Genomic DNA, 24,860 nt, shown 5'->3' with positions numbered 1-24,860 from the left:
CTCATCCGTCCGCCTCCGAGAGGGAGGTCACCGTGAGGTTGACGGCCTTGCCGCGGGCGCCGATCACCGTGAGCGCGTCCTCGGGGCGCGGCACGTGGACGTGGACGCGCCACCGGTAGCCGTCCCCCGTCTCGGTGACCGCGCTCATGATCACGCTGGTGCCCACCTCGCTGAGCTCGTGGCGCAGCTCCGCGGCGTCCAGCGGGGTCAGCTCCACGGTGCACATCACCTCCACGCCGCCGTGCACGGCGTGCGGCGCGTCCCCGGCGCCGGCGGCCCGGGCCGCGGCGGCGTCGATCAGCGCGTCGAGCGCGTTCTCGTCGCCGGCGTCGTCGCCGCCCACGGTGCGGGCGAGGGCGTCGAAGACCACGAGCATGCCCAGTGCGCCGGCGTCCACCGTGCCGGTCTCGCGCAGGATCTCGAGCTGGTCCGGGGTCACGAGGACCGCGGCGCGGGCGGCGGTGCTGACGCCGGCCAGGAACTCCTTGAGCTGCTGGTTGGACCCGTCCTCGATTCCCTGCGGCACGGGCACGGCGGCGGCGGCCTCCAGGACGGAGAGCATGGTCCCGTCCACGGGGTCGGTCAGGACGCTCCAGGCGCGCACGTGACCTGCGTGCAGGGCCAGCCGCACGGACTCGGCGGTCATCCGCGTGCTCCCCTCCAGGGAGCGGCCCACGGCCGTGAGGAAGACGGAGAACAGGGTGCCCGAGTTGCCGCGGGCCTCCTCGAGGGCGGCCTGACCGGCGAGGGAGAGCAGCTCCCCGACGTCGCCGGTCTCGAGCAGGGCGGCGGCCTCGGCCGCGGCGCGCACGGTGGTCGCGAGGTTGGTCCCGGTGTCGGCGTCCGCGACCGGGAAGACGTTGAGGGCGTTCAGCACCGGGCTGTGGCGGACGAGATCACGGTGGGCCAGGTCGAGCCACCGCCGCATGACGGCCGCGTTCGATCCGATCCTATGGTTCAAAGTGATCCCATCCTTCGCCGACCGGGTGCCCGAGAGCGAGCTGCGGCGCTCGTCCGTCGAGCAGCACCCGGGGGAGGGTGTCGTCGTGCGCCGGGGGCGCGGGCGCACACGAGCCTATCGCACGGAACATGCCGGGCAGCGGCACGCCCCGGGGAAAGACGGCGAGCAGCCCGTGGTCCTCGCCACCGGTCAGCACCCAGTCGCGCGGGTCCGTCCCGAGCAGCCGGGCGGCCGGGCGCAGGGGCTCGGCCAGTTCGGCCACGGCCGCGCCGTCGAGGTCGACGACGACGCCGCTGGCGGCCGCGACCCTGCCGGCGTCGCGGAGCAGGCCGTCGGAGAGGTCGATCATCGCGGTGGCACCGGCGCGGGCGGCGGCGGGGCCGGCGGGCACGGGAGCGCACGGCCGCAGCTGCGCCGCCGCGAGCCCGTCCAGGACCTCGTCCCGCCCGGGCCGGTAGCGGAGGTCCTCGAGCAGCGCCACGCCCGCGGCGGCACGTCCGGTGGTCCCCGCGAGCGCCACCGTGCCGCCCTCCCCCGCACCGGACCGGCGCACCGGGTCCCGGCCCTCGAGGTCGCCCGTCACCGTGGCCGTGACCGACAGCTCCCGACCCGCGCCCAGGTCCCCGCCGACCACGGCGCAGCGGTCCGCGCCCATGGCCTCGAACCCGGCCAGGAGACCGCGGGCGAAGTCCAGGGGCCAGGACACGGGCGTCTCCGGCGGCAGGGTGAGCGAGACGACGACGGCCGACGGGACGGCGCCCATCGCGGCGACGTCGGCGAGGTTCTGCGCCGCGCACTTCCTCCCGGTGTCGTAGCCGGTGGTGACCGCGCCGCCTACCCAGGCGAGCCGGAAGTCCTGGTCCTGCACCTGGGTGTCCGTGGTGATCACGTACCGCCCGTCCGGGGCCGCGACCACGGCGCAGTCGTCGCCGGGGCCGAGCAGCACCTGGTCCGCTCCGGGGCGCGGGGCGGCGGGACGCAGGAGCAGGGGCAGCACGAGCTCGAGCAGCTCCGCCTCGGAGAGCTCCCCGACGGTCGGCCCCGGTCCGGGCGGGGCGTCGGGCACGGGGGGCTGCTCCGCTGGGGGTCGGGTCATGGCGCTCATCCTAACGACGGCCCCGGACGCGGGAACGGGGCTCCTCGAGGATTACGCTGGGGGCATGCCCTCGCTCTCCCTGTCCCGACCCGCCCGCGCCGTGCTGGGGGCGGGAGCCCTGGTGGCCGTCCTGTCGGGGTGCTCCCCCGCCGTCACCGTGGACCCCGCCGCGAACGCCGCCGACCCGGGGTGCGCCCCGGCGATGCTGGCCATGCCGGAGACCGTCGGCGAGCACGACCGGCGCGAGACCACGAGCCAGGCCACCACGGCCTACGGCGAGCCCACCGCGGCCGTCGTGCGCTGCGGCGTCACGCCGCCCGGGCCCACCACGGACGCCTGCTCCTCCGTCAACGACGTCGACTGGCTGATCCGCCAGGACGAGGACGGGAGCACGTGGACCGCCACGACCTACGGCCGCGACCCGGCCGTCGAGGTGGTCTTCGACAGCACCGCCGTGGCGTCCTCCACCCTGCTCGTGGAGCTGGGCTCCGCGGTGGAGCAGATCCCCGCGGAGCGCCAGTGCCTGGACCTGCAGGACACCGTGGAGGGTCTGTGACCCGGAGGCGGGGGCGGCGTCCGCCGCTCCGTCCCCGGCACGTGCCGGGAGCTCGGGAATAGGCCCATGCCCCACCGGGTTGTGGCGTGGACATGCACGCGACCGCACCACGCCCAGAAGGAGGCACACCCGTGGCAACCGATTACGACGAGCCCCGCGTCAAGCCCGAGGACGAGCCCGCCAACGAGTCCCTCGAGGTGATCCAGGCGCAGCGCAGCGCCAGCACGCAGAGCCCGGCGATCGACGTCGACGACGCGGACACGGCGGAGGGCATCGACCTGCCCGGGGCGGACCTGTCCCAGGAGGAGCTGCTCATCCAGGTGGTGCCCGAGCAGGACGACGAGTTCACCTGCATGTCCTGCTTCCTGGTCCGCCACCGCAGCCAGCTCGCTCGTGAGAAGGACGGCGCCCGGTACTGCATCGAGTGCGAGGGCTGACGGCCCGGTCCCGACCCGGCCCGGTCACTCGTGGCGCAGGGCAGCGATGGGGTCCTTCCGAGCGGCCCGGACGGCGGGGATCGTCCCGGCCAGGAACGCGATCCCCATGACGGAGAGCACGATCAGCGCCACCCGCCACGGCTCGAACGCGAAGAGGGACAGCCCGGGCAGCCCCGAGAGGAACCCGTCGGCCAGAGCGCCGCTCAGGGCCGAGCCGCCGACGACGCCCGTGACCGCGCCGACCACCGCCCCGAGGAAGCCGATGAAGACGGCCTCGAGGGAGAACAGGCCGAAGACCCTGCCCCCGCTCATCCCCATGGCCTTCATGAGGCCGATCTCCCGGGTCCGCTCCTGCACCGACATCAGCAGGGTGTTGACGATGCCGAGACCGGCGGCCACGAGCGCGATGACGGCGCAGGCGTTGAGGATCCACACGATGGCGTTGATGACGGCGCGGAACATGCCGAGCTGGTCCTCCACGGTCAGGCCGAGCATGCCGTGGTCCTCCAGCCGCGCCTGGATCCCGGGGGCCCGGGCCATGTCCTCGACCGTGACCGTGGCCATCGCGAAACTCTCCGGCACCTCCTCCGGGACGCCGCTGACCTGGTAGTCGTAGAGCCGCTCGTTGAAGGAGTCCGACGGGATGGGGTTCAGGGACGTCCCGACGAGGCTGGCCTGCGTCACGCCGGAGATCGTGGCCGGGAACGCCCGGTCCTGCTCCGCCATGTTGGTCATGACCACGTCGACGCGGCCCCCGACGGCGTCCCGGGCGGAGGAGAAGCCCAGGTCCGCTACCCAGCTGTCGGGGACCGCGATCTCGTCCCGCCCGGCGGCCGGGGCTCCGCCGGCCACCATCTGCAGGCCCACGGCGTCGACGGGGATCCCCGGGGAGAGCTGGAACCGGCTCCCGTCGGCGGCCTCCAGGTAGGTGGGGGCCACGGAGTACATCGGCTTCACGGAGCGCACCCCGTCGATCCCCTCGATGACCTCGATGTCCTCGGTGGTCAGCCCCTCGAAGGACACGCCGAACCCCGTCCGGATCCGGGTGGTGTCCGGATCGTACTCCCGGGGACCGGAGGTCGAGGACAGCTCGATCAGGGGCTGGGACTTCTGCACGTAGAGCGCGTCGGCGTCGCCGAACGCGGCCACGGTGTCGTCGATGTACCGGTTCACCCCGGTGCCCATGCCCGAGGTGAGGGTCAGTGCGAACGCACCGATGAAGACGGCCAGCACGGTCAGGGTGGCGCGGATCCTGGCCCGCCGGGTGTTGGCGACCGCGGAGCCGAGCAGGTCCGGCCACCTCACCGGGCGCCCCCGGCCGCGCCCACGACCGCCTCGGCGCCCACCGCGTCGGCGCCCTCTCCCCCTGGGCCCGCCCCGAGGACGGGGGCGAGGGCGGGCGCGTCCACGACGAGACCGTCGTGCAGGTGCACCTGGCGGCCGCAGCGCAGCGCGAGGTCCTCGTCGTGGGTGACGACGACCAGGGTGATGCCCTGCTCCCGGTGGAGGTCGAACAGGAGGTCCTGGACCACCGCGCCGGTGGCCGAGTCGAGGTTGCCCGTGGGCTCGTCGGCGAAGATCACGGAGGGATCGTTGACCAGGGCGCGGGCGATCGCGACCCTCTGCTTCTGCCCGCCGGACAGGTCGACGGCGCGGCTGGAGGCCTTCTCCGCCACCTCCAGGCGCTCCAGCACGTCCAGGGCGCGGCGCCGGCGGGCCCCGGGGCGGACCCCGGCGATCCTCAGCGGCAGGACCACGTTCTCCAGCACCGTCTGGTCCGGGGTGAGGTAGAACTGCTGGAACACGAAACCGAACGCGGCGTTGCGCGTCTCGTTGAGCTCACGGGCCGTCATCGACGCCGCCGGCCTGCCCTCGAGGAGGACCGAGCCGTGGGTCGGCGCGTCGAGCAGCGCGAGCAGGTGCATCAGGGTCGACTTGCCCGAGCCGGACTTCCCGACGACCGCCACGGACTCCCCGTGCCGGATCCGCAGGTCCACACCGCGCAGCGCGGCGAAACGGGTGTCCCCCCGGCCGTAGATCTTGACCAGGTTCTCGGCCTCGAGCACCACGGACGTCATCGGATCCCCCTTGTCGGAGCGTCCGTCCCCCCGGACGGCCGCCGTGGGACCACGTCCCTCCCCCATCATGTGCACACGCTAATGGCAGAGGCGAACCGATCCGTGTCCCCACTAGTGCTGTGCTCTGCCCGCACGGCGCGTGGCCGCGGGCGACGACGTCCCCGGACGGCCGGGTGGCAGGGGCCCGATGGGGCCCGGTGCGGCCGGCGGAGGATCCTCGACTCCTCCTGTCACGTAGCCGTTCGCCCTTGCTAATGCGTGGAAGTGGACGATAGTTAACAGCACAGCTGTTCTTCGGCCGGGGGTTCCGAACTCCGCGGGACGGGCGCACGGTCCGTCCGGGCCGGACGACGAGCAGCACGACGTGACGGGGGTCCGTCCGCGCGGGGGCGCGAGAACGATCCCGGTGGGGTCGTGCGGCGCGCTGGCGGTCCTGGGGTGGGCCCGGGCCGACGACGGGATACAGGAGACACATCGACATGACTACTACGAGAAGACTGGCTGTCGCCGGTGCCTCGGCGACCGTGCTGGTGGGGGGCCTGTTCCTGGGCGCCCCGGCCGCGGTCGCCGCACCGGGCGACGCCCCGCCGGGCGGAGTTCCACCGGGCACGGCCGCTTCCGGCGAAGCGGCCGGTGCCGCGCCGGTGACACCGGCCGCACCCGCGGACGTCCCGGCCACCGAGGTCCTGGTCACCGAGGCGGGCCCGCCCGCACCGGCGGCCCCGGCCCCCGAGCCGGCACCCGTCGCCGCCGACGTGGCCGCGATCGAGCTGCCGGCCGCGGCAGCCGTGGACGTCCCCGCCCCCGTCGAGGCGGGCCCGCCCGCACCGGCGGCGGCCCCGGTCCCCGAGCCGGCACCGGCCCTCGCCGACGCGCCACCCGCGGCACCTGCGGCACCTGCGGCACCCGCGGCAGCGGAGCTCTCCGACGCGGCACCCGCGGCACCGGCCGCGGTCGAGCAGGCGGTGGCCCCGGAGCTCGCGCTCCAGGAGACCGCGGTCGGGGCCGCGAACCCGGGGCTCAACGTGGACACCCGCCTCACCGCGGCACCGCTGGAGCAGACGGCCGGCGCCGGTCTGCTCACGGCGCTGCTCGCGGCGGCGGTGGCCCTTCCCGGTGCGCTCGCGTACCGGGCACGGCGGCTCGGGCGCAGCGGCGCCTGAGCGTCCCCGTGCCGTGCCGGTGGCGCCCGCGGGGCGGCGCCGGCACGGCACAGCACCCGGCGCGCCCGACCGGGACAGCGACAGACCAGGACGGACAGGACAGCATGGCAACCAGCACCGTGGCGGGTCCGCCGCGCCCGGCCCCGGCCACGGAGAAGGACCCGCTGGCCCGCCGGGCGGCCGTGGTGACGCTGTGCGCCGCCGTGCTGTGGGTGGCGCTGATGAACCAGTGGTTCCTCGCCCAGCACCTCCTGGGGCACACGCCGGCCGCGGCGTCGCCGCTGCGCCTGAGCATCGACTCCGTGGGCTTCGACGCGGACGTGCGCCCCTACGACCCGACGGACGAGGATCTCGCGGGCGGGTCCCTCGTGCCGCCGCAGACCTACAACGGCTACCGGCTCACCCCGTACGGGATGCCCGGTGAGGGCTCGACGAACACCACGTACATCGCCGGGCACAGCTACGAGAAGGTCGAGCTGCCCTTCAACAAGCTGAGCGACCCGGCGCTGGTCGGGGAGGAGCTCGAGGTCGAGACCGTGGACGGGACCCTCGACTACGTGGTGGAGTCGGTGACCACCTACGAGAAGGACACGCTGAAGGACAGCGAGATCTGGCGGGTCGTCCCGAACCGCATCGTCCTGATCAGCTGCTACACCCGGGACGCGGTCGACAAGAACGTCGTCGTCACCGCGTCGCCCGCTCCGTGAGGCGGGCGTCCCGCCCCCGCACCGTGCCGCGGCTCAGCGCAGCCCCACCGGCCGTTCCAGGGCGAGGCCCAGGAGCTCGTCGATCAGCCCGGCGTAGTCGAGTCCCGACGCGGCCCACATCCGGGGGTACATCGAGATCGGCGTGAACCCGGGCATCGTGTTGATCTCGTTGATGACCACCCGGCCGTCCGGGGTGTAGAAGAAGTCGGCACGGCACAGGCCCTCCCCGTCCAGCGCCTCGAAGGCGGTCACGGCGCGGCGGCGGATCGTCTCGATCGCCTCCGCCGGCAGGTCCGCCGGGCAGCTGAGCTTCGCGGAGGCCTGCGAGACGTACTTCGCCTCGAAGTCGTAGAACGCGTGCTCGTCGACGATCTCGATCTCGCCCGGCATGGAGGTCCGGGCGGCGGCCGTCCCGCGGCCCTGGAGCACGGCGCACTCGATCTCCCGTCCCACGATCCCGGCCTCGACCACGAGCTTGCGGTCGTGCTCGCGGGCGGACCCGATCGCGTCGTCCAGCTCCTCGGCGCGGTCCACCTTCGTGATGCCGAAGGATGACCCCGCGCGGGCGGGCTTGACGAACACGGGGAAGCCCAGCTCGGCGATGCGCTCGCGCACGGCGTGGGGGTCCAGGGCCCACTGCCGGTCGGTCACCACGGTGTAGGGGCCCACCTCCAGGCCCGCCGCCTCGAAGGCGAGCTTCATGAAGTGCTTGTCCATCCCCACCGCGGAGGCGGTGACGCCGCAGCCCACGTAGCGCAGGTCGGCGAGCTCGAGCAGGCCCTGCAGGGTGCCGTCCTCGCCGAACGGGCCGTGCAGCAGGGGCAGGACCACGTCGATGTGCCGGTCCCGGCTGACGGTCTGCCCGCAGGGACCGTCCTGGCGGACGATGAGCTCGCTCTCCCCGACCTTCAGCGGCAGGCTCACGAGCTCGTCGCCCACGGGCAGCTCGGCGATCGGGTTCGCGTCGAGCAGGGCCTCCAGCTCCTCCTGCGGGCAGAGGAACCACTCGCCGGAGGTGGCGATGCCGACGGTCACCACGTCCCACTTCTCCCGGTCGATGGCGCGCAGGACGCCCCGGGCCGTGATGAGGGAGATGGCGTGCTCGCTGGAGCGCCCGCCGAACAGCACGGCGACGCAGGGGCGGGGAGTCATGGGGCGGTCCCTTCGGATTTGATCTCTCGGCCCAGCAGCAGCTGAGCCACGTCGTCGATGGTGATCTCCTCGCGGAGGATGGCCACGACGGCCTCGGTGATGGGCATGTCGACGCCGTGGCGGCGGGCGAGGGCGAGCACGGCCGGGGCGGACTTGATGCCCTCGGCGGTCTGGGTCATCTCCTCCTGCACCTCCGCGGGGGTCAGGCCCAGGCCGAGGAGCCGGCCCGCGGTGCGGTTGCGGGACAGCGGCGAGGAGCAGGTGGCCACGAGGTCCCCCAGCCCCGCCAGCCCGGAGAGCGTCTCCAGCTTCCCGCCCAGGGCGAGCGCGAGCCGGGTGGTCTCGGCGAGCCCGCGGGTGATGATGGAGGCCTTCGAGTTCTCCCCGAAGTGACGGCCGTCGGCGATGCCCACGCCGAGGGCGATGACGTTCTTGACGACGCCGCCGATCTCGGTGCCCACCACGTCCGTGTTCGTGTAGGGGCGGAAGTAGCGGGTCCGGCAGGCGTGCGCCACCCAGGTGGCCAGGTCCGTGGCGGGGGCCGCCACGACGGAGGCCGTGGGCTGCTCCTCCGCGATCTCCATGGCCAGGTTGGGGCCGGAGAGCACGCACGTGCGCGTCCGCCAGTGCTCGGCGCCCAGGCCGGTGGACCGTCCCAGCTCCTCGGCGACCACCTCGCTCATCCGCAGGCCGGTGTCCCGCTCGAGCCCCTTGGCGAGGGACAGCACCACGGTGTCCCGCTCCAGGTGCCCGGCCACGGCGGCCAGCTGGGCGCGCAGGGACTGGGCGGGCACGGCGAGGACCACGAGGTCCGCCCCGCGCACGGCGGCGGCGAGGTCGGCGGTGATCTCCAGCCGCTCGGGCAGTCGGATGCCGGGGACGTACCGGTCGTTGACGCGGGTGCGCGCGGTGTGGCCCATCGCGGAGGTGCTGCGCCCCCACAGCGCCACGGTCCGCCCGAGCGGCTCGTGGCGGCCGTGCGCGGCCTCCCGCGCGCTGTCGGCGAGGATCTTGGCGAAGGTCGTGCCCCACGACCCGGCGCCGAGGACGGCGATCCTCCGAGGTCCGGCGGCGGGCAGGCCGCCGGGGCGGGGCACGGTGGTCTCGGGCGGTGTCACGGGCGGCCTCCTCGGCGGCGGTCCCAGAGGGCGGCCGGCGCGTCCGTCCCGCGCAGCACCGCGAGCTCCCGGGTCACGGCGCGCATGACGGCGTCCGTGGCGTCCTCGAGCTGTGCCGCGTGGCGGCCCACCGGATGGGTCAGGTCGGGGACGTCGTCCCGCCACGGCGCGAGGTCCACGGGCGGACCGATCCGCACGCGCACGTCCTTCCGGGGGAAGAGGCTGACCGTGCGCCGGCCGGTGGAGCGGTCGTGGTCGAGGACCTCCTGGTCCCCCCAGTGCGCCACCGGGACCACCGGGACCCCGGTGGCGAGGGCCAGGCGCGCGGCACCCGTGTGCCCGGTCATCGGCCACCGGTCGGGGTCGCGGGTGAGGGTCCCCTCGGGGTAGATCACCACGGCGCCGCCGGAGGCCAGCTCGGCGCGGGCGGCCGTCAGTGCCGCCGCGGCGTCGGCCGTGCCGCGCAGCACGGGGACCTGGCCCGTGGCCCGGAGCACCGATCCCACCCCGGGAGCGCGGAACAGCGACTCCTTCGCCAGGAAGCGCGGCATGATCCCGTTGTCGTAGAGCGTGATGGCGACCGTCAGGGGATCGAGCTCGGTGAGGTGGTTGGGCACCACGATGAAGCCTCCCTCGGCGGGCAGGTGCTCCTCCCCCGTCCAGCGCAGCCGGGCCGCCAGCCCGTAGGCCGGCTTGACCACGCACGCGAGCACGCGGAACAGGCGGCGGTTCGAGGTGCGGCTCATCGGCGGGCCCGGCTCACTCGCCGTCGAGCTCGAACGACGCCCCGAGCCCCGCCAGCTTGTGGGTGAAGTGCTCGTAGCCTCGCTCGATGAGCTCCACGCCCGTGACGTGGGACGTGCCCTCGGCGGCCATCGCCGCGATGAGGTGGGAGAAGCCGCCGCGCAGGTCGGGGATGTTGATCTCGGACGCCTGCAGCGGGGTGGGCCCGGAGATCACGGCGGAGTGCACGAAGTTGCGCTGCCCGAAGCGGCACGGCACGGAGCCCAGGCACTCGCGGTGCAGCTGGATCGTGGCCCCCATCCCGTTGAGGGCGGCGGTGAAGCCGAAGCGGTTCTCGTAGACGGTCTCGTGCACGATGGACACGCCCGTGGCCTGGGTCAGGGCGACCACCAGCGGCTGCTGCCAGTCGGTCATGAACCCGGGGTGCACGTCGGTCTCGACGATGAGCGGGTTGAGGTCCCCGCCGGGGTGGTAGAAGCGGATCCCGTCCTCCGTGATGTCGAGGCCGCCGCCGATCTTGCGGAAGGTGTTGAGGAAGGTCATCATGTCGGACTGCCGGGCCCCGGCCACGAAGATGTCGCCGCCGGTGGCGAGCGCCGCGGAGCCCCAGGACGCCGCCTCGATGCGGTCGGGCATGGCCCGGTGACGGTAGCCGGTGAGCTCGGGGACGCCCTCGATGCGGATCACCCGGTCGGTCTGGACCGTGATGATGGCGCCCATCTTCTGCAGGATCGCGATGAGGTCCATGATCTCGGGCTCGGTGGCCGCCCCGCGCAGCTCGGTGTGGCCGTCGGCGCGGGTGGCGGTGAGCAGCACCTGCTCGGTCGCGCCGACCGAGGGGTAGGGCAGCTCCACCTTGGCGCCGTGCAGGCCGTGCGGCGCGCTCATCCGGATCCCGGACTCCAGCTTCTCGACCCGGGCGCCGAAGTGGCGCAGCACGTCGAGGTGGTAGTTGATGGGGCGGTCGCCGATCTTGCACCCGCCGAGGTCGGGGATGAAGGCCTCGCCGATGGCGTGCAGCAGGGGCCCGCACAGCAGGATCGGGATCCGGGAGTCCCCGGCGTGGGCGTCGATGTCCGCGTGCCGCGCCGTGGTGACGTTGCAGGGGTCCAGGGACAGCCGGCCGTCCTCGCGACCCACGTCGACCCCGTGCAGCGCCAGCAGGTTGGTGACGACCTGGACGTCCTTGATCTCGGGCACGTTCGCCAGGACGGACGGTGTGGAGCCCAGGAGGGCGGCCACCATGGCCTTGGGGACGAGGTTCTTGGCACCTCGCACGGTGACCTGCCCGGCCAGGGGGATCCCGCCCGTGATGTGCAGTGCGCTGCTCATGACCTTCCGATCTGCTGTTGCCGGGCCACCCCCGAGCGGGAGCGGCACCCGTACAGTGTAGGTTCCCCGGCGCGGGCCCCCGCACAGGGACGGCCGTCGTGCGTGTCCGGGACAGCACGACGGCCCGGCGGGGCCGTGGAGGCTCCGCCGGGCCGTGCCGGGCGTGCGGAGGTCAGGTACGGGCGGGCAGCGTGGTGGGCTTGAACGCGGGTCGGCGGGCCTCGTAGGCGGTGATGTCCTCCTCGCGCTGGAGGGTCAGGCCGATGTCGTCGAGGCCCTCCATGAGGCGCCAGCGCGTGTAGTCGTCGATGCTGAACGGGACGGTGACCGTGTCGCAGGTCACGGTGCGGGCCTCGAGGTCGACCTCGATCTCGGTGCCGGGGTGCTCCTCGATCAGCTTCCACAGCAGCTCGACGTCGGCCTGGTCCACCTGCGCAGCCAGCAGTCCCTGCTTGCCCGAGTTGCCGCGGAAGATGTCCGCGAACCGGGAGGAGATCACGACCTGGAAGCCGTAGTCGCGCAGCGCCCACACCGCGTGCTCGCGGGAGGAGCCGGTGCCGAAGTCGGGCCCGGCCACCAGCACGGTCCCGTGCCGGTAGGGCTCCCGGTTGAGCACGAAGTCCTCGTTCTTGCGCCAGGCCGCGAACAAGGCGTCCTCGAAACCGGTCTTGGTGATCCGCTTGAGGTAGACGGCCGGGATGATCTGGTCGGTGTCCACGTTGGACTGGCGCAGCGGGACGCCGACACCGCGGTGGGTGGTGAACTTCTCCATGGGGAGGACCTTCCTGGGGTTCTGCGCGCCGGTCAGGCCGCGGTGGCGACGTCGCCGGGCGCGTCGAGATCGGACGGGGAGGACAGCGTGCCGCGCACCGCGGTGGCCGCGGCCACCACGGGCGAGACCAGGTGGGTGCGCCCGCCCTTGCCCTGCCGCCCCTCGAAGTTGCGGTTCGAGGTCGAGGCGCACCGCTCGCCGGGGGCCAGCTGGTCCGGGTTCATGCCCAGGCACATCGAGCAGCCCGCGAAGCGCCAGTCGGCGCCGAACTCCTTGAACACCCGGTCCAGGCCCTCGGCCTCGGCCTGCAGCCGCACCTTGGCGGAGCCGGGCACCACCATCATCCGCACGTTCCCGGCCTTGGTGCGGCCCTTGACGATCTCCGCCGCGGCCCGCAGGTCCTCGATCCGGGAGTTGGTGCAGGAGCCCAGGAAGACGGTGTCGACCGGGATCTCCTTCATCGGCGTGCCCGCGGTCAGGCCCATGTACTCCAGGGCCCGGCGGGCGTTGGCCTTGTCGTTCTCGTCCCCCACGTCCTCGGGATCGGGGACGGACTGGGACAGCGGGACGCCCTGGCCGGGATTGGTGCCCCAGGTGACGAACGGCTCCAGCTCGTCCGCGTCGAGGAAGACCTCGGCGTCGAAGACGGCGTCCTCGTCGGTGCGCAGGGTCCGCCAGTACTCGACCGCCGCGTCCCAGTCGGCGCCCTCCGGGGCGTGCGGGCGGCCCTGCACGTAGTCGAACGTGGTCTCGTCGGGGGCGATCATGCCCGCCCGGGCCCCGGCCTCGATCGACATGTTGCAGATGGTCATCCGGGCCTCCATGGACAGCGCGCGGATGGCCGAGCCCCGGTACTCCAGGACGTAGCCCTGCCCGCCGCCGGTGCCGATCTTCGCGATCACGGCCAGGATGATGTCCTTGGCGGAGACGCCCGGGCGCAGCGTGCCCTCGACGTTGATGGCCATGGTCCGGAACGGGGCCAGCGGCAGCGTCTGGGTGGCCATGACGTGCTCGACCTCGGAGGTGCCGATGCCGAAGGCCAGCGCCCCGAACGCGCCGTGGGTGGAGGTGTGGGAGTCCCCGCAGACCACGGTCATCCCCGGCTGCGTGAGACCCAGCTGGGGGCCCACCACGTGCACGATGCCCTGCTCGGCGTCCCCGAGCGGGTGCAGGCGCACGCCGAACTCGGCGCAGTTGGCCCGCAGGGTCTCGATCTGCTTGCGGGAGGTGTCGTCGGCGATGCGCGAGAAGATGTCCTGCGTGGGCGTGTTGTGGTCCTCCGTGGCGATCGTCAGATCGGGGCGGCGCAGCGGGCGGTCCGCCAGGCGCAGGCCCTCGAAGGCCTGGGGGGAGGTGACCTCGTGGAGCAGGTGCAGATCGATGTAGAGCAGGTCCGGCCGCCCGTCCTCGCCCTTGCGCACGAGGTGGTCCGCCCAGACCTTCTCGGCCAGGGTGCGCCCGCCCGCGGCCTCGGAGGCCCGGGCGGGAGTCGTGGAGGGGGTCGAGGACTGGTAGTCCGGCATGGCGGATCCTTCCGTGCTGCCTGTGCAACGTCTTTCCTCCATGGTCGGCGCCCGGCTCGCGCCGGGCCAGCTTTCCGGCTTGCTTCTCACATTCTGAGACGGCAGTATCAATGCATGGACACATCTGGACACATGGACCCGTCCGGCGCCCCGCTCGGCACGCCGCTCGGCGGCCAGGGCACCGGGGAGGCCCTGGCGCTGACCGCGACCACCGCGCCCAGCGGGGTGGGGGTGGTGGACAAGGCCGCGATGATCCTCGACGCCCTCGAGGCCGGGCCGGCGAGTCTCGCCCAGCTGGTGAGCGCCACGGGGCTCGCCCGCCCCACCGTGCACCGGCTGGCCGTGGCGCTGGCCCACCACCGGTTCGTCGGCCGGGACGTCCAGGGCCGGTTCGTGCTCGGCTCCCGGCTCGTGGAGCTGGCGTCCGCGGCCGGCGAGGACCGGCTGATCGCCGCCGCCGGCCCCGTCCTGGTGAACCTGCGGGACGCCACCGGGGAGTCCGCGCAGATCTTCCGCCGCCAGGGCGACTGGCGCGTGTGCGTGGCCTCGGCCGAGCGGCCGATCGGGCTGCGGGACACGATCCCCGTGGGCACGCAGCTGTCCATGAAGGCCGGCTCCGCCGCACAGGTGCTCGTCGCGTGGGAGGACCACGACCGCCTGCTCGAGGGCCTGCGCCACGCGCGGTTCTCCGCGACCGTGCTGGCCGGGGTGCGCCGCCGGGGCTGGGCGCAGTCGCTGGGCGAGCGGGAACCGGGCATCGCCTCCGTCTCGGCGCCGGTGCGCGGGCCCTCGGGGCGGGTGATCGCCGCGGTGTCGATCTCGGGGCCGATCGAGCGCCTCACCCGCCAGCCCGGGCGGCTGCACGCCGAGGTCGTGGTGCAGGCCGCGCGCCAGCTCACGGAGGCCGTCCGGGCCACCGTCCAGTAGCAGGCCCGAGGCGCGCCCGCACCGCGGCCGGGCGGCAGCGCGGGACTCGCCCGGGGGCGGGAGCGGTGCCGCGGAGCAGGACACGTGAGCACCGTCATGGCGCGCTCCCTCTCCCCCGGTCCCGGCTCCCGGAAGAACCCTCTTGTCCCCGGATTCCCGCGCGAGTAGCGTGAGCGCCATCCGGCCAGGGGACCCACCAGGAGGTGGCGGCCATGGACGACCCGGTTCCGGTCCTGCTGCTCGCGACCACCGATCCGGTCTCGCAGGAGATCCTGGGAGACGAGCTGCGCCGACGCTACGGCGCCGACTACGAGGTGGTGGTCTGCGCCGACCACGCCCATGGCCACGCGGTGCTCCAAGGGCTCCGTCGCTGGGGCCGCACGGTCGCTCTCGTCGTGGGGTGCTACGGTCCGGCCGACCGCAAGGGCCTGGACTTCCTGCGGCGTTCCTACACCGTCCACCCCGCCGCCAAACGGGCCGTGGCGGTGACCTGGGGCGACTTCACCAGCGCCCCCACCGTCTTCCGGGCCGTGTCCCGGGGGCACGCCGACCTCCTCGTCCTGCGCCCCGAGCGGCCGCGCGACGAGGAGTTCCACGGCGCGATCACCGATGCCCTCGACGACTGGCACCTGGCCCAGGGCGGCGGGTTCGAGGCGGTGCGGATGATCGGGGACCGGCGCGACGAACGGGCCCACTCGCTGCGCGACATGCTCGTGCGCAACCACATCCCGGTGGGATTCCAGCCGGCCGGGTCCGCGGCCGCGCAGCGGATGCTGGCGAACCTGGGCCTGCACGACCCCGAGCTGCCCGTCCTGGTGCTGCAGTTCACGTCGCCGCCGACCGTCCTGGAGAATCCCAGCAACCCGCAGATCGTCGAAGCCTTCGGGCTGAACCGGCCCCTGCCCGCGGATCAGGTCTTCGACGTCGTCATCGTCGGTGCCGGACCGGCCGGCCTCGCGGCGGCGGTGTACGCCTCGTCCGAGGGCCTCGCCACGATCGTGGTGGAGCAGCAGGCCGTGGGCGGGCAGGCGGGGACCAGCTCCCTGATCCGCAACTACCCGGGCTTCTCCCGCGGGGTGAGCGGCGCCCACCTGGCCTTCCGGTCCTTCCAGCAGGCGTGGGTCTTCGGCGCCGAGTTCGTGTTCCTGCGGCAGGCGGAGAGCCTCCGGGACGAGGGGGCGGTGCGCACGGTGGTGCTGTCCGACGGCGGTGTGGTGCGGGGCCGCACGGTCGTGGTGGCCACCGGCGTGGACTACCGCCGCCTCGGCGTGCCGCAGCTCGAGGAGCTGCTCGGCAGGGGCGTCTTCTACGGTGCCGCGGTCTCCGAGGCGCCGTCGCTGGTCGGGCAGCACGCCTGCGTCGTGGGCGGCGGCAACTCCGCCGGGCAGGCGGCCCTGCACATCGCGAAGTACGCGGTGGACGTGACGCTGCTGGTGCGGGGACCCTCGCTGGCCGCCAGCATGTCGGACTACCTCATCGCCCAGCTCGAGGCGACCCGGAACGTGAACATTCGTTACGGCACCACGGTCGTGGGTGCGCGTGAGCGGGACGGGAGCCTCGCCGCCGTCGAGGTCGCCGCCACCGGGGCGCCCGGCGGTGCACCCATCGAGGAGATCCCGGCGGCCGCGCTGTTCGTGCTGATCGGTTCGGTGCCCCGGACGTCGTGGCTGCCCGACACGGTGCAGCGCGATCCCGCCGGATTCCTGCGCACGGGCGGCGCCCGGGACGTCGCGGAACCGGCGTCGGGTGAGCCCTCCGGCTCGCCGTTGCCGCTGGAGACCAGCCTGCCGGGCGTCTTCGCCATCGGCGACGTCCGGGCCGGCTCGATCAAGCGGGTCGCGACCGCTGTGGGAGACGGCGCCACCGTGATCTCCCTCCTGCACGGGTACCTGGCCGAGCACCCGCCGCCCGCCCGGCCGTCCCCCGCCGCACGGGGGGCCGTCCCCGAGGAGCCGGTCGGCGATGCGCTCCTCGACTGAGGCGGCGCCGCTGATCCCGGCGATGCGGGGGATGCTCTACGTCGCCGCATTCCTGGTGTTCCTCGCGGGGCTGGTGCTGTTCGTGTTCCCGCTGCGCACGGCGGACTGGTTCGCGTGGACGATCCAGCCGCCCATGACCGCCGTCTTCCTCGGAGCGGCGTACTGGTCGAGCGCGCTCCTCGAGGTGGCGGGGGCCCGTTCCGCCGGCTGGGACCGCGCGCGGCTGGCCGTGTGGCCCGTGTTCGTCTTCACGACACTGACCCTCGGCGTGACCCTGCTCCACCTCGACCGGTTCCACCTGTCGGCGGACCACCCGCCCCTGGCCCGGTTCGCCACCTGGGCGTGGCTGGCCATCTACGCCGTCGTCCCCGTGGCGATGCTCGTCGTCGGCCGCCTCCAGACCCGGGCCCGGCAGCCTGCCGCCGGGACCGTGTCCGTGGCCCGGCCCGCGCTGCCCCCCGGGCTGCGGCTGCTCCTGGCCGGCATCGCCGCTGTGCTGCTGGTGGTCGGCGTCGCGCTCCTGGTCCTGCCCGTACCGGCCGCGGTGCTGTGGCCCTGGCCGCTGACCGCACTCACGGCGAGGGCGGTCGGGGCCTGGCTGGTGGGTCTCGGGTGGGCCGCGGCGTACGCCCGGTCGCGCGGCGACGCCCGCACGGTCCGGCCCCTCGGGCTGAGCGCCCTCGCCTTCGCCCTCCTGCAGGCGATCGCCCTGCTGAGGTACGGCGACGCCCTGGTGTGGGCCGGCGCCCCCGCGATCGGTTTCGCCGCCGTCCTGCTCGCCATCGGCGTCGCGGGCGGATGGATCCTCGCGCTCCGCCCGGGCGCCGGTGACCGCTGAGATCCCTGCCCCCACGGGGTGGGCGCCGGCCCGGGATCCGCGGGAGCGGGCCGCGGCTCAGCCGCGCAGGACGGCCAGGGCCCTCCGGAAGGCGGTGAAGGTCTCGAGCTCCGCCCGCACGGGTTCGACGACGGTGCGCCGACCCGCCTCCGCCACCGAGGCGCGCAGCCGGCGCCGCACCGAGCGCTCCCGCATCCGGGCGCCGAAGCCGGCGAGGATCCGGCCGGTCAGGGCCGTGAAGATCCCGAGCACCACTCCGGCGAGGACGAGCAGCGTGGGCACGGGCAGCGGGAAGCCCTCGACGTACGGGGGCGGCGGGACGGGGATCTGGAACCACTCGAGCAGGAACAGCCCCAGCAGCCAGACCAGGCCCGCCACCACCGCGAGCATCGCGACCCACTGCACCACGTCGAAGACGATCCACCACCAGGAGTTCCTCCCGGCCCGGAAGTCGGTGCGGGCGACGGCCTGGTCGATCGCGTCCGGGAGCTTCTGCTCGTGGGTGCGCGCGGCCTGGCGGACCGACCGGGTCCACGGCTCCGCGGCCCCTTCCGCGGCGTCGTGGGCGAACGTGCGCACCGCGGAGTCGGCCGCCGCCCGCTGGGCGGCACCCATGGGCGGCAGGGACGTGCGGTTGACCTCGGGGTTCACGGTCTCGCCCCGGTCGAGGTTCAGCCGCCGCATCGGGTCCTTGCGGAACTTCAGCAGCCACCGGGTGGCGATCCACCCGGTGTGACCGGCGGCGTGCAGGGCGTAGGACCGCCCGGCGGCCCGGGCGATGCCGGGCACGTTGGCGGCCTGCGCCAGGCCGTCGGTGAGCCGTTCCTGCGCCGGCTCGGTGATCCCGGCCGGATCCCCCTCCCCGGAGGCCTCGGCGAGCCGCGCGGCGGCGTCGTCCACGTCGGCGTCGAGCCGGGCGCCGGCCGCGGCCTTGGAGTCGGCCACCTGGCGGATCCGGGCGCGGAGGGCCTCGACGCCCTCCCCCGTCACCGCGGAGACGGCCACCGGTCTCGACAGCCCCGAGGTGGGCAGACCGTCCTGGGCCACGAGCTCCTCGAGGGAGGCCATCACGGAGGGGACCTCCGCGGGCGGCAGCCGGTCCACCTGGTTCATCACCACCATGGTCACCGCCCCGTGCCGGGCCAGCGGCGCGATGAAGTCCTGGTGGATGACCGCGTCGGCGTACTTCTGCGGGTCCACGACCCACACCACGACGTCCACCATCCCCACGAGACGCTGCACGATGGTGCGGTGGTGCAGGCTCACGGAGTCGAAGTCCGGCAGGTCGAGGAGGATCAGCCCGCCGCGCCCCTCCGCGGCCGGCCCTCCGGTGAGCCGCTCCTTGACGCGCGTCCACCGGCCGGTGTCCTCGTGCCCCGTGGGCAGGGGCGTGTCGACGTGGTGGCGCTGGGAGACGTCGAGCCAGTCCAGCAGGGCCTCGCTGCCCGGCTCCCCCCAGACGGCGGCCAGGGGCTCCGAGGTGGTGGGACGGCGGGCGGCGGCCCGGGCGATGTCCCGTCCCACGACGGCGTTGAACAGGGTGGACTTGCCGGAACCGGTCGCCCCGAAGAAGCCCACCACGGTGTGGTCGGCGGACAGGGAGCGCCGCTCGGCGGCACGGTCCAGGACGGTGCGGGATGCCGCCACGGCCTCGTCGTCGAGCCGGCCGGAGGCCAGCTCCGTGGCGCGCGCGAGCGCCGTGAGCCGCTCGGAGAGGGTCGGGGTCGGCTGCCGGGAGGGGCTCACCGGCTCTCCCCCAGCGTCCGGCCCGCGGCGCGGATGCGCTCGGCCACGGCGGCGAGCTCGTTCGCCTCCGGGTGACCTTCCAGGACGTCGAGGCGGCGCAGGAACACGGACGCCTGCTGGTCCATGAGCGTGTGGATCCGGGACTCGAGGTTCTGGCGGGCCTCCTCGGCCATCCGCCGCACGGCGTCCTCCCCGAAGACCGCCTCGAGCAGCTTGGTGCCGACCACGCCGGAGCCGCCGGCGATGCCGACCTCCAGTCCGGTGAGCCCGCCCGTCATGGAGAACACGCCGATCATGAGGATCACGGTGAGTGCGTTGACGCCCAGGGACATGGCCCGCGCCTTGGTGCGTTTGTCCGCGCCCTCGCGCTGGATGAGCTCCATGAGGTCGCCCTGCCAGGCGCGCACCTGCTCGGCCGTGCGCTCGCGGAAGTCCGGGGGCAGGGAGCCGAGGTCGGAGCCGCCGAGGAGCACCCGGCCGGCGGGCTCGTCCTGCCAGCGGCGCTCGGCGGTCTCGGAGGCGCGGGCCGCCTCCTCGACGATCACGGTCTGCAGCCCGGTCTCGATGGCCTCCTCGACCTGCACCTCGGGCGCGGGCCTCCCGCTGAAGAAGGCGGTGAGCCGGTCCCGCATCCGGCCGATCCCCGCTTCGAGATTGCGGAAGAACTCGCCGGTGCCCACGAAGTCCTGCCAGCGGGCGAGGACCTCCCCGCGCAGCAGGGTCCCGTCGCGGGTCGACTCGATGACGGCGGCCAGCGCCTCGTCGAAGGCGCGGTCCACGTCGTTGCGCAGCTGCGCCTCGACGCGCTGCTGGGAGAGCACCGCGGTCCCGGCCGCGCCGGTGCGCTCGGCGATGGAGCGCACCGCGCCGCCGAGGGTCCGGCGGGCGATCTCCGAGCGGGAGGCCGCGTTGCGCCCCAGCTCGGCGAGGAAGTCCGCGACGGGGGCGACCACGTGGGGCGGGAGCATGCCGGTCTCGTTGAGGGGCGACTCCGGGATCGTGAACACCGGAGCGTCCCCGAGGCCCTGCTCCGCGAGCATCCGCCGGAGGTCCTCCTCGATCTCGGCCTCGAGCCCGTGCGGGACCCGGTCGAGGACCACGGCCACCGTGATGTCCCGCTGGGCGGCCTCCACGAGCAGCCGCCACGGCACGGCGTCGGCGTAGCGGTTCGCGGTGGTCACGAACAGCCAGAGGTCGGCGGCGGCGAGCAGCTGTCCCGCGAGCCGGCGGTTCTCGTCGGAGATCGAGTCGACGTCCGGGGCGTCGAGCAGGGCGACGCCCTCGGGGATGCGCGGCTCGGCCAGCAGGACCAGGGCCTGGCCGTCCGCGGTTCCGGGCAGCGCGGACGGGGAGGCGGTGTCGGCGGCGGTCGAGCCCGCGGGGGCGACCTTCTGCGCGTGGATCCGGCTCAGGTGCGGGAGCACCCGCTGGGTCGAGAAGGCCTCGGCGTCGCGCGGGTGGTGGATCAGGATGGGCTGCCGGGTGGTCGGGCGGATGGCCCCGGAACGGGTCACCGGGTGCCCCACGAGCGCGTTGACCAGGGTCGACTTGCCGGCGCCCGTGGATCCGCCGACCACCGCGAGCAGCGGCGCGTCGAGGGAGCGCACCCGGGGCAGGACGTAGTCGTCGAGCTGGGCGACGGCGCGGTCGACGTCCTCGCGCTCGCGCAGCACGTCGGTCGTGGACAGCGGGAGGTTCGACGCCGCGAGCAGCGCCCGCGCGTCCTCGAGGGCGCTCAGGATCTCTGTCTGGTCGGTCACAGGGCCATTGTGCCAGTAAGCCTGCTGTCCACCTACGCGGGGCGCCGGGGCTCAGGCCATCCTGACGGCGATCTTCCCGCGGACGTGCCCCTCCTGACTGAGCCGGTAGGCCTCGACGCCCTCGGCCAGCGGCACGCTGCGGGCGAGCTCGACCCGGAGCGCGCCCCGGTCCACCAGCCGGCTCAGCTCGGTGAGGTCCTCGGCCGAGGGACGCACCCACATCCACGTCCCACCGTGGGCCTCGACGGCGTCGTCGGCCACGGACGCGTGCCGTCCGCCGTCCTTCAGGACGGCGAGCGTCTGCTCGACGACCCCGCCGACGAGGTCGACCACGACGTCCACGCCCTCGGGCGCCAGCTCCCGGACCCGCTCCGGCAGTCCGTCCCCGTAGGCCACGGGCTCGGCGCCGAGCCCGCGCAGGTACTCGTGGTTGCTCTCCGACGCCGTGCCGATCACCCGGGCGCCGCGGGCCGCGGCGAGCTGCACGGCGAAGCCGCCCACGCCCCCGGAGGCGTTGTGCACGAGCACGGTCTGACCGGCGGCGACCTCGAGCCGGCCGAGGACCTGGTAGGCGGTGAGCCCGGCCAGCGGGAGGGAGGCCGCCCGGTCCCAGTCCACGGAGGCGGGCTTCGGCGCGAGCAGGCGGGAGGGCAGGGCGACGTACTCGGCCATCGTCCCGCCGTGCACCCAGTCCGTGCGGGCGTAGGAGATCACCTCGTCGCCGGGTGCCCACTCGGGCACGTCGATGCCGACGTCCTCCACGACCCCGGACACGTCCCACCCGGGCACCACCGGGAACTGGACCTCCATGAGCGGATCGAGGCCGCCGGCCATGATCTTCCAGTCCACGGGGTTGACCGCGGCGCTGCGCACCCGGACGAGCACCCAGCCCGGGGGCACCTTGGGCTCGGGGAGGTCGGTGAGCTCGAGGACTTCGGGGCCGCCGTAGCGGTCGTACGTCAATGCCTTCATGCTCGGCGCAACAGGGGACTCCGGGGGCCTATTCCCCGTGCCGGCTCAGCGGTGGGTTTCCCGCCCGTGGTCCTCGGCGTAGGCGGCGAAGACCTCCTCGGGGGTCTCCCCCGAGGCGAGGAAGTCCTCCCGCAGCTTCTTCCCGAGCTGCTCCAGGGCCAGGCCCAGGCGGCGGGCGCTCGTGCGCACCCGCGGCACGGAGGACGCGGCGGCGCGGTCGCGCAGCTCGAGCGCGTAGGGCAGGTACCGGGCCAGGGAGAGGTCCGGGTCCTCCTCCTGGAAGTAGTATGTCTCGCCGTGCTGGGTGAAGTCGATCCGGGCCTTGGCCACTTCCGCGGCCAGACCGTCGAGCACCCGGGTCGCCGTGACGGGGTCCTCCTCCGCGATGCCGTCCGCGTAGCCCACCTCGGCGAGCGACTTCAGCTCGAGCGCCAGGGACCGCCGGCGGGACAGGGGCGGGTAGATCTGGGTGAACCACGTCAGGGCCGCGGTGAGCAGGGCGAAACCGGTCAGCGCCTCCAGCGGGGAGGCCATCCTGACCCAGGGGTCGGTGGCCACGACGTCCCCGAAGCCCAGCGTCGCGAGCGTCACCAGGGAGATGTAGAGCGCGTCCACGAAGTCGGGGTAGTTGGCCGGGTCCACCCCGGGCGAGTACGTGAAGCCGCCGGGGACGTGCGGCAGGTAGACCAGGGCCCAGCCGGTCCCCTGCAGGAGCACCCACAGGAGGACCACCGTGACCATCGACCCCGGGCCCACGGCCGAGCCGAAGCGGTGCCCGGTGCGCCGGGAGAGCCACCAGACGGCGGACTGCACCCTCCCGCCGACGGCACCCGTGCCGCTGGGGTGCAGCAGGCTGTGGTAGATGTCCCAGAGGCCCACCAGGACGATCGTGATCCCCAGCAGCGTCATCAGCACGTCCACGTCGTGGCTCCGTTCCCGCTCGCGCTTTGCTTCCCCCGTGACCCTACCCGGTGGGAGCGGCCGTGGTCCGCGCTTGCCCGGACGACCATCAGCAGGGTTACGGTGGGTCCACGCGCGGCCCGGGGCGGGCCCGCGCCTGCCCGGACCCAGCGGAAGGACGCAGATGGACATCGACCTGGTGCTGGCGCTCTTCGCCGGAGCCATCCTCCTGCTCTCGGCGTTCTCGACGCTGCTGCAGCGGATCAGCCTCCCCGGGCCCGTGCTCGCCCTGGCGTTCGGGGCGCTGATCGGCCCGCTGGCGCTGGACCTCGTGCGGATCGAGGACTTCGGCCTGCCCCCGGGCACGCTGCTCGAGCAGGCCGCACGGATCACCCTGGCCGTCGGGCTGGCCGGGGTCGCCCTGCGCCTGCCGCACGGCTACTGGCGGCGCGACGCACGCTGGATCGCCCTCATCATCGGTCTCGGCATGGGCCTGATGCTCGCCGTGGCCACCGGCGTGCTGTGGGCCGGGCTCGGAGTGCCGTTCCTGCTGGCGCTGCTGCTCGGGGCGGTTCTCACCCCCACCGATCCGGTGGTCACGACCCCTGTCGTCACGGGGTCCCTGGCCGAGGAGAAGATCCCCGAGCGGGTCCGGCACAACCTCTCGGCCGAGAGCGGGCTCAACGACGGACTGGCCTACCTCTTCGTCCTCCTGCCGGTGCTGCTGATGACCGGAGCGGACCGGGCGTGGCACGAGCTGCTGACCGAGGTCCTGCTGTGGGAGGTGCTCGGCGCCGCCGCCTTCGGGGCGCTGGCCGGCTTCCTGCTGGGCAAGCTGTTCGTCCTCGTCCGCCGGCACGGGCTCATGGAGGAGAGCTCCTACCTGGCGTTCGTCGTGCCGCTGGCCCTGGGGATGCTCGGGACCGGCAAGCTGCTGGGCACCGACGCCCTGCTGGCCGTCTTCGTCGGCGTCGCCGTCTTCGGCCAGGTGATCCCCCAGCGCGACGAGGCGCAGGAGGACAAGGTCCAGGACGCCGTCGCCCGGCTGTTCCTGCTGCCGGTCTTCGTGCTGCTCGGCATGGCCCTGCCGGTCGCGGAGTGGGCGCGGCTGGGCTGGGGCGCCCCCGTGGTCCTCGCCGCCGCGCTGCTGCTCCGCCGGCTGATCGCCCTGTGGGCGCTGCGGCCGCTGCTGCGGGGCGTGCACGACCGTTCCGAGACGTTCTTCCTGAGCTGGTTCGGGCCCATCGGCGTCTCCGCCCTGTTCTACGCGACCCTCGCGGAGCGGCACACGGGCAACCACGAGATCTTCGTCCACGCCACCCTGGCCGTCACCCTGTCGGTAGTGATCCACGGGCTGTCCACGGCCCCGCTGAGCGCCTGGCTCCAGAACCGGGAGCCGGAACGGAAACAACACGAGGAGACCACCCCATGAGCGAGTCCTGCACCGTCCCCGTCGCCCGCCCGGGAGGTGGTCGTCGTGTGGTTTGACGGCTGGCCCCAGATCATGCGCATCATCCTGGTCGGCGCGGCGGCCTACGCCGCGCTCGTCGTGTGCCTCCGGGTCTCCGGCAAGCGCACGCTCGCGCAGCTCAACGTCTTCGACTTCATCGTGACGGTGGCCCTGGGCTCCACCCTGGCGACCATCTTCCTGAGCACCGACGTCTCCTGGGCGGAGGGCTTCACCGCGTTCGCCCTGCTGGCCGGGCTGCAGATGCTGGTGGCCTGGATCTCGACCCGGTGGCCCCGGGTGCGGGGGATCTTCACATCGCAGCCCGCGCTGCTGCTCGCGGACGGCGAGATCCGCTACGAGGCGCTGCACCGGAACCGGCTCACCGAGTCGGAGCTGCGCCAGGCGGTGCGCATGCAGGGCACCGGTGACCTCTCCCAGGTCCAGGCGGTCGTGCTCGAGACCAACGGCAAGCTCAGCGTGATCACGGCCGGCAAGTACGGCAGCGGGTCCGCGCTCGAGGACATCCGCGGGATCGAGACCCTGGGCGGTGACGATCGGCGCGAACCGCCGGCACCGCGGCGATGAGCATCCGGCAGAGCTGCGTCGTGGGCCCTGGGTCCGGCCTTCGTGCGCACCACCCTGCCGGTGG

23 protein-coding genes are annotated in these 24,860 nt (G+C 73.9%); 9 read left to right on the top strand and 14 right to left on the bottom strand.

Annotated features, from left to right (window positions below; translation table 11 throughout):
* Position 1 precedes the first annotated feature (1 nt).
* Both ACH9D2_RS12030 and thiL read right to left on the bottom strand, forming a co-directional pair.
* On the bottom strand, positions 2-961 hold the full coding sequence (locus ACH9D2_RS12030) for a DAK2 domain-containing protein (protein WP_396363047.1): 960 nt from the start codon (positions 959-961) through the stop codon (positions 2-4).
* Complete coding sequence (thiL, locus tag ACH9D2_RS12025; protein ID WP_396363045.1) at positions 951-2,057, bottom strand: thiamine-phosphate kinase; 1,107 nt, start codon at positions 2,055-2,057, stop codon at positions 951-953. Before thiL ends, ACH9D2_RS12030 begins: the two co-directional genes overlap by 11 nt.
* A gap of 64 nt (positions 2,058-2,121) precedes the next feature.
* On the opposite strand from thiL, the gene ACH9D2_RS12020 reads away from it, so the two are divergent.
* Together ACH9D2_RS12020 and ACH9D2_RS12015 are read left to right on the top strand one after the other, a co-directional pair.
* Positions 2,122-2,613: a DUF3515 family protein gene (locus ACH9D2_RS12020; RefSeq protein WP_396363044.1), complete on the top strand. Its 492-nt coding sequence runs from the start codon at positions 2,122-2,124 to the stop codon at positions 2,611-2,613.
* Between the two features lie 131 nt (positions 2,614-2,744).
* Positions 2,745-3,050, top strand: coding sequence for a DUF4193 domain-containing protein (locus tag ACH9D2_RS12015; protein ID WP_396363042.1), 306 nt, complete (start codon positions 2,745-2,747; stop codon positions 3,048-3,050).
* A 24-nt stretch (positions 3,051-3,074) separates the two neighbouring features.
* On the opposite strand, the gene ACH9D2_RS12010 is transcribed toward ACH9D2_RS12015, so the two are convergent.
* Together ACH9D2_RS12010 and ACH9D2_RS12005 are read right to left on the bottom strand one after the other, a co-directional pair.
* Entirely contained in the window at positions 3,075-4,355 is a 1,281-nt protein-coding gene (locus tag ACH9D2_RS12010; protein WP_396363041.1) for an FtsX-like permease family protein, read from the bottom strand.
* The gene (locus tag ACH9D2_RS12005) at positions 4,352-5,128 is read right to left on the bottom strand and encodes an ABC transporter ATP-binding protein (RefSeq protein WP_396363040.1); all 777 of its coding nucleotides are present in this window, start codon (positions 5,126-5,128) and stop codon (positions 4,352-4,354) included. The genes ACH9D2_RS12010 and ACH9D2_RS12005 overlap by 4 nt, the downstream gene beginning before the upstream one ends.
* 479 nt (positions 5,129-5,607) lie before the next feature.
* Between ACH9D2_RS12005 and ACH9D2_RS12000 the strand changes: the two genes are divergently transcribed.
* Both ACH9D2_RS12000 and ACH9D2_RS11995 read left to right on the top strand, forming a co-directional pair.
* Positions 5,608-6,291, top strand: a complete 684-nt coding sequence (locus tag ACH9D2_RS12000) for a hypothetical protein (RefSeq protein WP_396363038.1) — start codon at positions 5,608-5,610, stop codon at positions 6,289-6,291.
* 104 nt (positions 6,292-6,395) lie between these two features.
* Entirely contained in the window at positions 6,396-6,998 is a 603-nt protein-coding gene (locus ACH9D2_RS11995) for a sortase domain-containing protein (RefSeq protein ID WP_396363037.1), read from the top strand.
* Between the two features lie 33 nt (positions 6,999-7,031).
* Here the strand turns inward: ACH9D2_RS11995 and ACH9D2_RS11990 are convergent, their stop codons facing one another.
* The 6 genes from ACH9D2_RS11990 to leuC all read right to left on the bottom strand — a co-directional run bounded on the left by ACH9D2_RS11990 (position 7,032) and on the right by leuC (position 13,639).
* Entirely contained in the window at positions 7,032-8,150 is a 1,119-nt protein-coding gene (locus ACH9D2_RS11990; protein ID WP_396363036.1) for a D-alanine--D-alanine ligase, read from the bottom strand.
* Positions 8,147-9,268, bottom strand: coding sequence for an NAD(P)H-dependent glycerol-3-phosphate dehydrogenase (locus tag ACH9D2_RS11985; RefSeq protein WP_396363035.1), 1,122 nt, complete (start codon positions 9,266-9,268; stop codon positions 8,147-8,149). The genes ACH9D2_RS11990 and ACH9D2_RS11985 overlap by 4 nt, the downstream gene beginning before the upstream one ends.
* Positions 9,265-10,014, bottom strand: a complete 750-nt coding sequence (locus ACH9D2_RS11980) for a lysophospholipid acyltransferase family protein (protein ID WP_396363034.1) — start codon at positions 10,012-10,014, stop codon at positions 9,265-9,267. The genes ACH9D2_RS11985 and ACH9D2_RS11980 overlap by 4 nt, the downstream gene beginning before the upstream one ends.
* A gap of 13 nt (positions 10,015-10,027) precedes the next feature.
* Entirely contained in the window at positions 10,028-11,344 is a 1,317-nt protein-coding gene (gene murA, locus ACH9D2_RS11975) for a UDP-N-acetylglucosamine 1-carboxyvinyltransferase (RefSeq protein ID WP_396363032.1), read from the bottom strand.
* Positions 11,345-11,516: 172 nt separating this feature from the next.
* Positions 11,517-12,116: a 3-isopropylmalate dehydratase small subunit gene (gene leuD / locus ACH9D2_RS11970; protein WP_396363031.1), complete on the bottom strand. Its 600-nt coding sequence runs from the start codon at positions 12,114-12,116 to the stop codon at positions 11,517-11,519.
* Positions 12,117-12,148: 32 nt separating this feature from the next.
* Positions 12,149-13,639: a 3-isopropylmalate dehydratase large subunit gene (leuC, locus tag ACH9D2_RS11965; protein ID WP_396363030.1), complete on the bottom strand. Its 1,491-nt coding sequence runs from the start codon at positions 13,637-13,639 to the stop codon at positions 12,149-12,151.
* A 114-nt stretch (positions 13,640-13,753) separates the two neighbouring features.
* Here leuC and ACH9D2_RS11960 point away from each other — a divergent pair, with 114 nt between their 5' ends.
* The 3 genes from ACH9D2_RS11960 (at position 13,754) to ACH9D2_RS11950 (ending at position 17,383) form a co-directional block, all read left to right on the top strand.
* Positions 13,754-14,566, top strand: a complete 813-nt coding sequence (locus ACH9D2_RS11960; protein WP_396363029.1) for an IclR family transcriptional regulator — start codon at positions 13,754-13,756, stop codon at positions 14,564-14,566.
* Positions 14,567-14,778: 212 nt separating this feature from the next.
* Complete coding sequence (locus ACH9D2_RS11955; protein ID WP_396363028.1) at positions 14,779-16,545, top strand: FAD-dependent oxidoreductase; 1,767 nt, start codon at positions 14,779-14,781, stop codon at positions 16,543-16,545.
* On the top strand, positions 16,529-17,383 hold the full coding sequence (locus ACH9D2_RS11950) for a hypothetical protein (RefSeq protein ID WP_396363027.1): 855 nt from the start codon (positions 16,529-16,531) through the stop codon (positions 17,381-17,383). Before ACH9D2_RS11955 ends, ACH9D2_RS11950 begins: the two co-directional genes overlap by 17 nt.
* 57 nt (positions 17,384-17,440) lie before the next feature.
* Here the strand turns inward: ACH9D2_RS11950 and ACH9D2_RS11945 are convergent, their stop codons facing one another.
* Genes ACH9D2_RS11945 through ACH9D2_RS11930 form a run of 4 tightly spaced genes read right to left on the bottom strand, consistent with a single transcriptional unit; the run spans position 17,441 to position 22,782 of the window.
* On the bottom strand, positions 17,441-19,129 hold the full coding sequence (locus ACH9D2_RS11945) for a dynamin family protein (RefSeq protein ID WP_396363026.1): 1,689 nt from the start codon (positions 19,127-19,129) through the stop codon (positions 17,441-17,443).
* Positions 19,126-20,889 (bottom strand): dynamin family protein, encoded by a 1,764-nt coding sequence (locus ACH9D2_RS11940; RefSeq protein ID WP_396363025.1) that lies wholly within the window; start codon positions 20,887-20,889, stop codon positions 19,126-19,128. The genes ACH9D2_RS11945 and ACH9D2_RS11940 overlap by 4 nt, the downstream gene beginning before the upstream one ends.
* 51 nt (positions 20,890-20,940) lie before the next feature.
* Positions 20,941-21,861 carry an alcohol dehydrogenase catalytic domain-containing protein gene (locus tag ACH9D2_RS11935; protein WP_396363024.1) on the bottom strand — a complete coding sequence of 307 codons (921 nt, stop codon included), beginning with the start codon at positions 21,859-21,861 and terminating at the stop codon, positions 20,941-20,943.
* Positions 21,862-21,906: 45 nt separating this feature from the next.
* The gene (locus tag ACH9D2_RS11930) at positions 21,907-22,782 is read right to left on the bottom strand and encodes a potassium channel family protein (protein WP_396363023.1); all 876 of its coding nucleotides are present in this window, start codon (positions 22,780-22,782) and stop codon (positions 21,907-21,909) included.
* A gap of 163 nt (positions 22,783-22,945) precedes the next feature.
* Between ACH9D2_RS11930 and ACH9D2_RS11925 the strand changes: the two genes are divergently transcribed.
* Entirely contained in the window at positions 22,946-24,193 is a 1,248-nt protein-coding gene (locus tag ACH9D2_RS11925) for a cation:proton antiporter domain-containing protein (protein ID WP_396363022.1), read from the top strand.
* A gap of 45 nt (positions 24,194-24,238) precedes the next feature.
* Positions 24,239-24,796 carry a DUF421 domain-containing protein gene (locus tag ACH9D2_RS11920; protein ID WP_396363021.1) on the top strand — a complete coding sequence of 186 codons (558 nt, stop codon included), beginning with the start codon at positions 24,239-24,241 and terminating at the stop codon, positions 24,794-24,796.
* Positions 24,797-24,860 lie beyond the last annotated feature (64 nt).

It is taken from the genome of Kocuria rhizosphaericola (assembly GCF_044462205.1).
GTDB lineage: Bacteria > Actinomycetota > Actinomycetes > Actinomycetales > Micrococcaceae > Kocuria > Kocuria rhizosphaericola.
The sequence above is the reverse complement of the archived record's forward strand: the minus strand, read 5'-3'. Positions and strand labels throughout refer to the sequence as shown.

What these genes read in the sequence shown, in the direction of transcription:
- thiL (WP_396363045.1), bottom strand. Translation starts at nt 2,057, where the DNA reads ATGACCCGACCCCCAGCGGAGCAGCCCCCCGTGCCCGACGCCCCGCCC.
- ACH9D2_RS11925 (WP_396363022.1), top strand. Translation starts at nt 22,946, where the DNA reads ATGGACATCGACCTGGTGCTGGCGCTCTTCGCCGGAGCCATCCTCCTG.
- ACH9D2_RS11995 (WP_396363037.1), top strand. Translation starts at nt 6,396, where the DNA reads ATGGCAACCAGCACCGTGGCGGGTCCGCCGCGCCCGGCCCCGGCCACG.
- leuC (WP_396363030.1), bottom strand. Translation starts at nt 13,639, where the DNA reads ATGCCGGACTACCAGTCCTCGACCCCCTCCACGACTCCCGCCCGGGCC.
- ACH9D2_RS11955 (WP_396363028.1), top strand. Translation starts at nt 14,779, where the DNA reads ATGGACGACCCGGTTCCGGTCCTGCTGCTCGCGACCACCGATCCGGTC.
- ACH9D2_RS11980 (WP_396363034.1), bottom strand. Translation starts at nt 10,014, where the DNA reads ATGAGCCGCACCTCGAACCGCCGCCTGTTCCGCGTGCTCGCGTGCGTG.
- murA (WP_396363032.1), bottom strand. Translation starts at nt 11,344, where the DNA reads ATGAGCAGCGCACTGCACATCACGGGCGGGATCCCCCTGGCCGGGCAG.
- ACH9D2_RS11990 (WP_396363036.1), bottom strand. Translation starts at nt 8,150, where the DNA reads ATGACTCCCCGCCCCTGCGTCGCCGTGCTGTTCGGCGGGCGCTCCAGC.
- ACH9D2_RS12000 (WP_396363038.1), top strand. Translation starts at nt 5,608, where the DNA reads ATGACTACTACGAGAAGACTGGCTGTCGCCGGTGCCTCGGCGACCGTG.
- ACH9D2_RS11960 (WP_396363029.1), top strand. Translation starts at nt 13,754, where the DNA reads ATGGACACATCTGGACACATGGACCCGTCCGGCGCCCCGCTCGGCACG.
- ACH9D2_RS12020 (WP_396363044.1), top strand. Translation starts at nt 2,122, where the DNA reads ATGCCCTCGCTCTCCCTGTCCCGACCCGCCCGCGCCGTGCTGGGGGCG.
- ACH9D2_RS11935 (WP_396363024.1), bottom strand. Translation starts at nt 21,861, where the DNA reads ATGAAGGCATTGACGTACGACCGCTACGGCGGCCCCGAAGTCCTCGAG.
- ACH9D2_RS11950 (WP_396363027.1), top strand. Translation starts at nt 16,529, where the DNA reads ATGCGCTCCTCGACTGAGGCGGCGCCGCTGATCCCGGCGATGCGGGGG.
- ACH9D2_RS12005 (WP_396363040.1), bottom strand. Translation starts at nt 5,128, where the DNA reads ATGACGTCCGTGGTGCTCGAGGCCGAGAACCTGGTCAAGATCTACGGC.
- leuD (WP_396363031.1), bottom strand. Translation starts at nt 12,116, where the DNA reads ATGGAGAAGTTCACCACCCACCGCGGTGTCGGCGTCCCGCTGCGCCAG.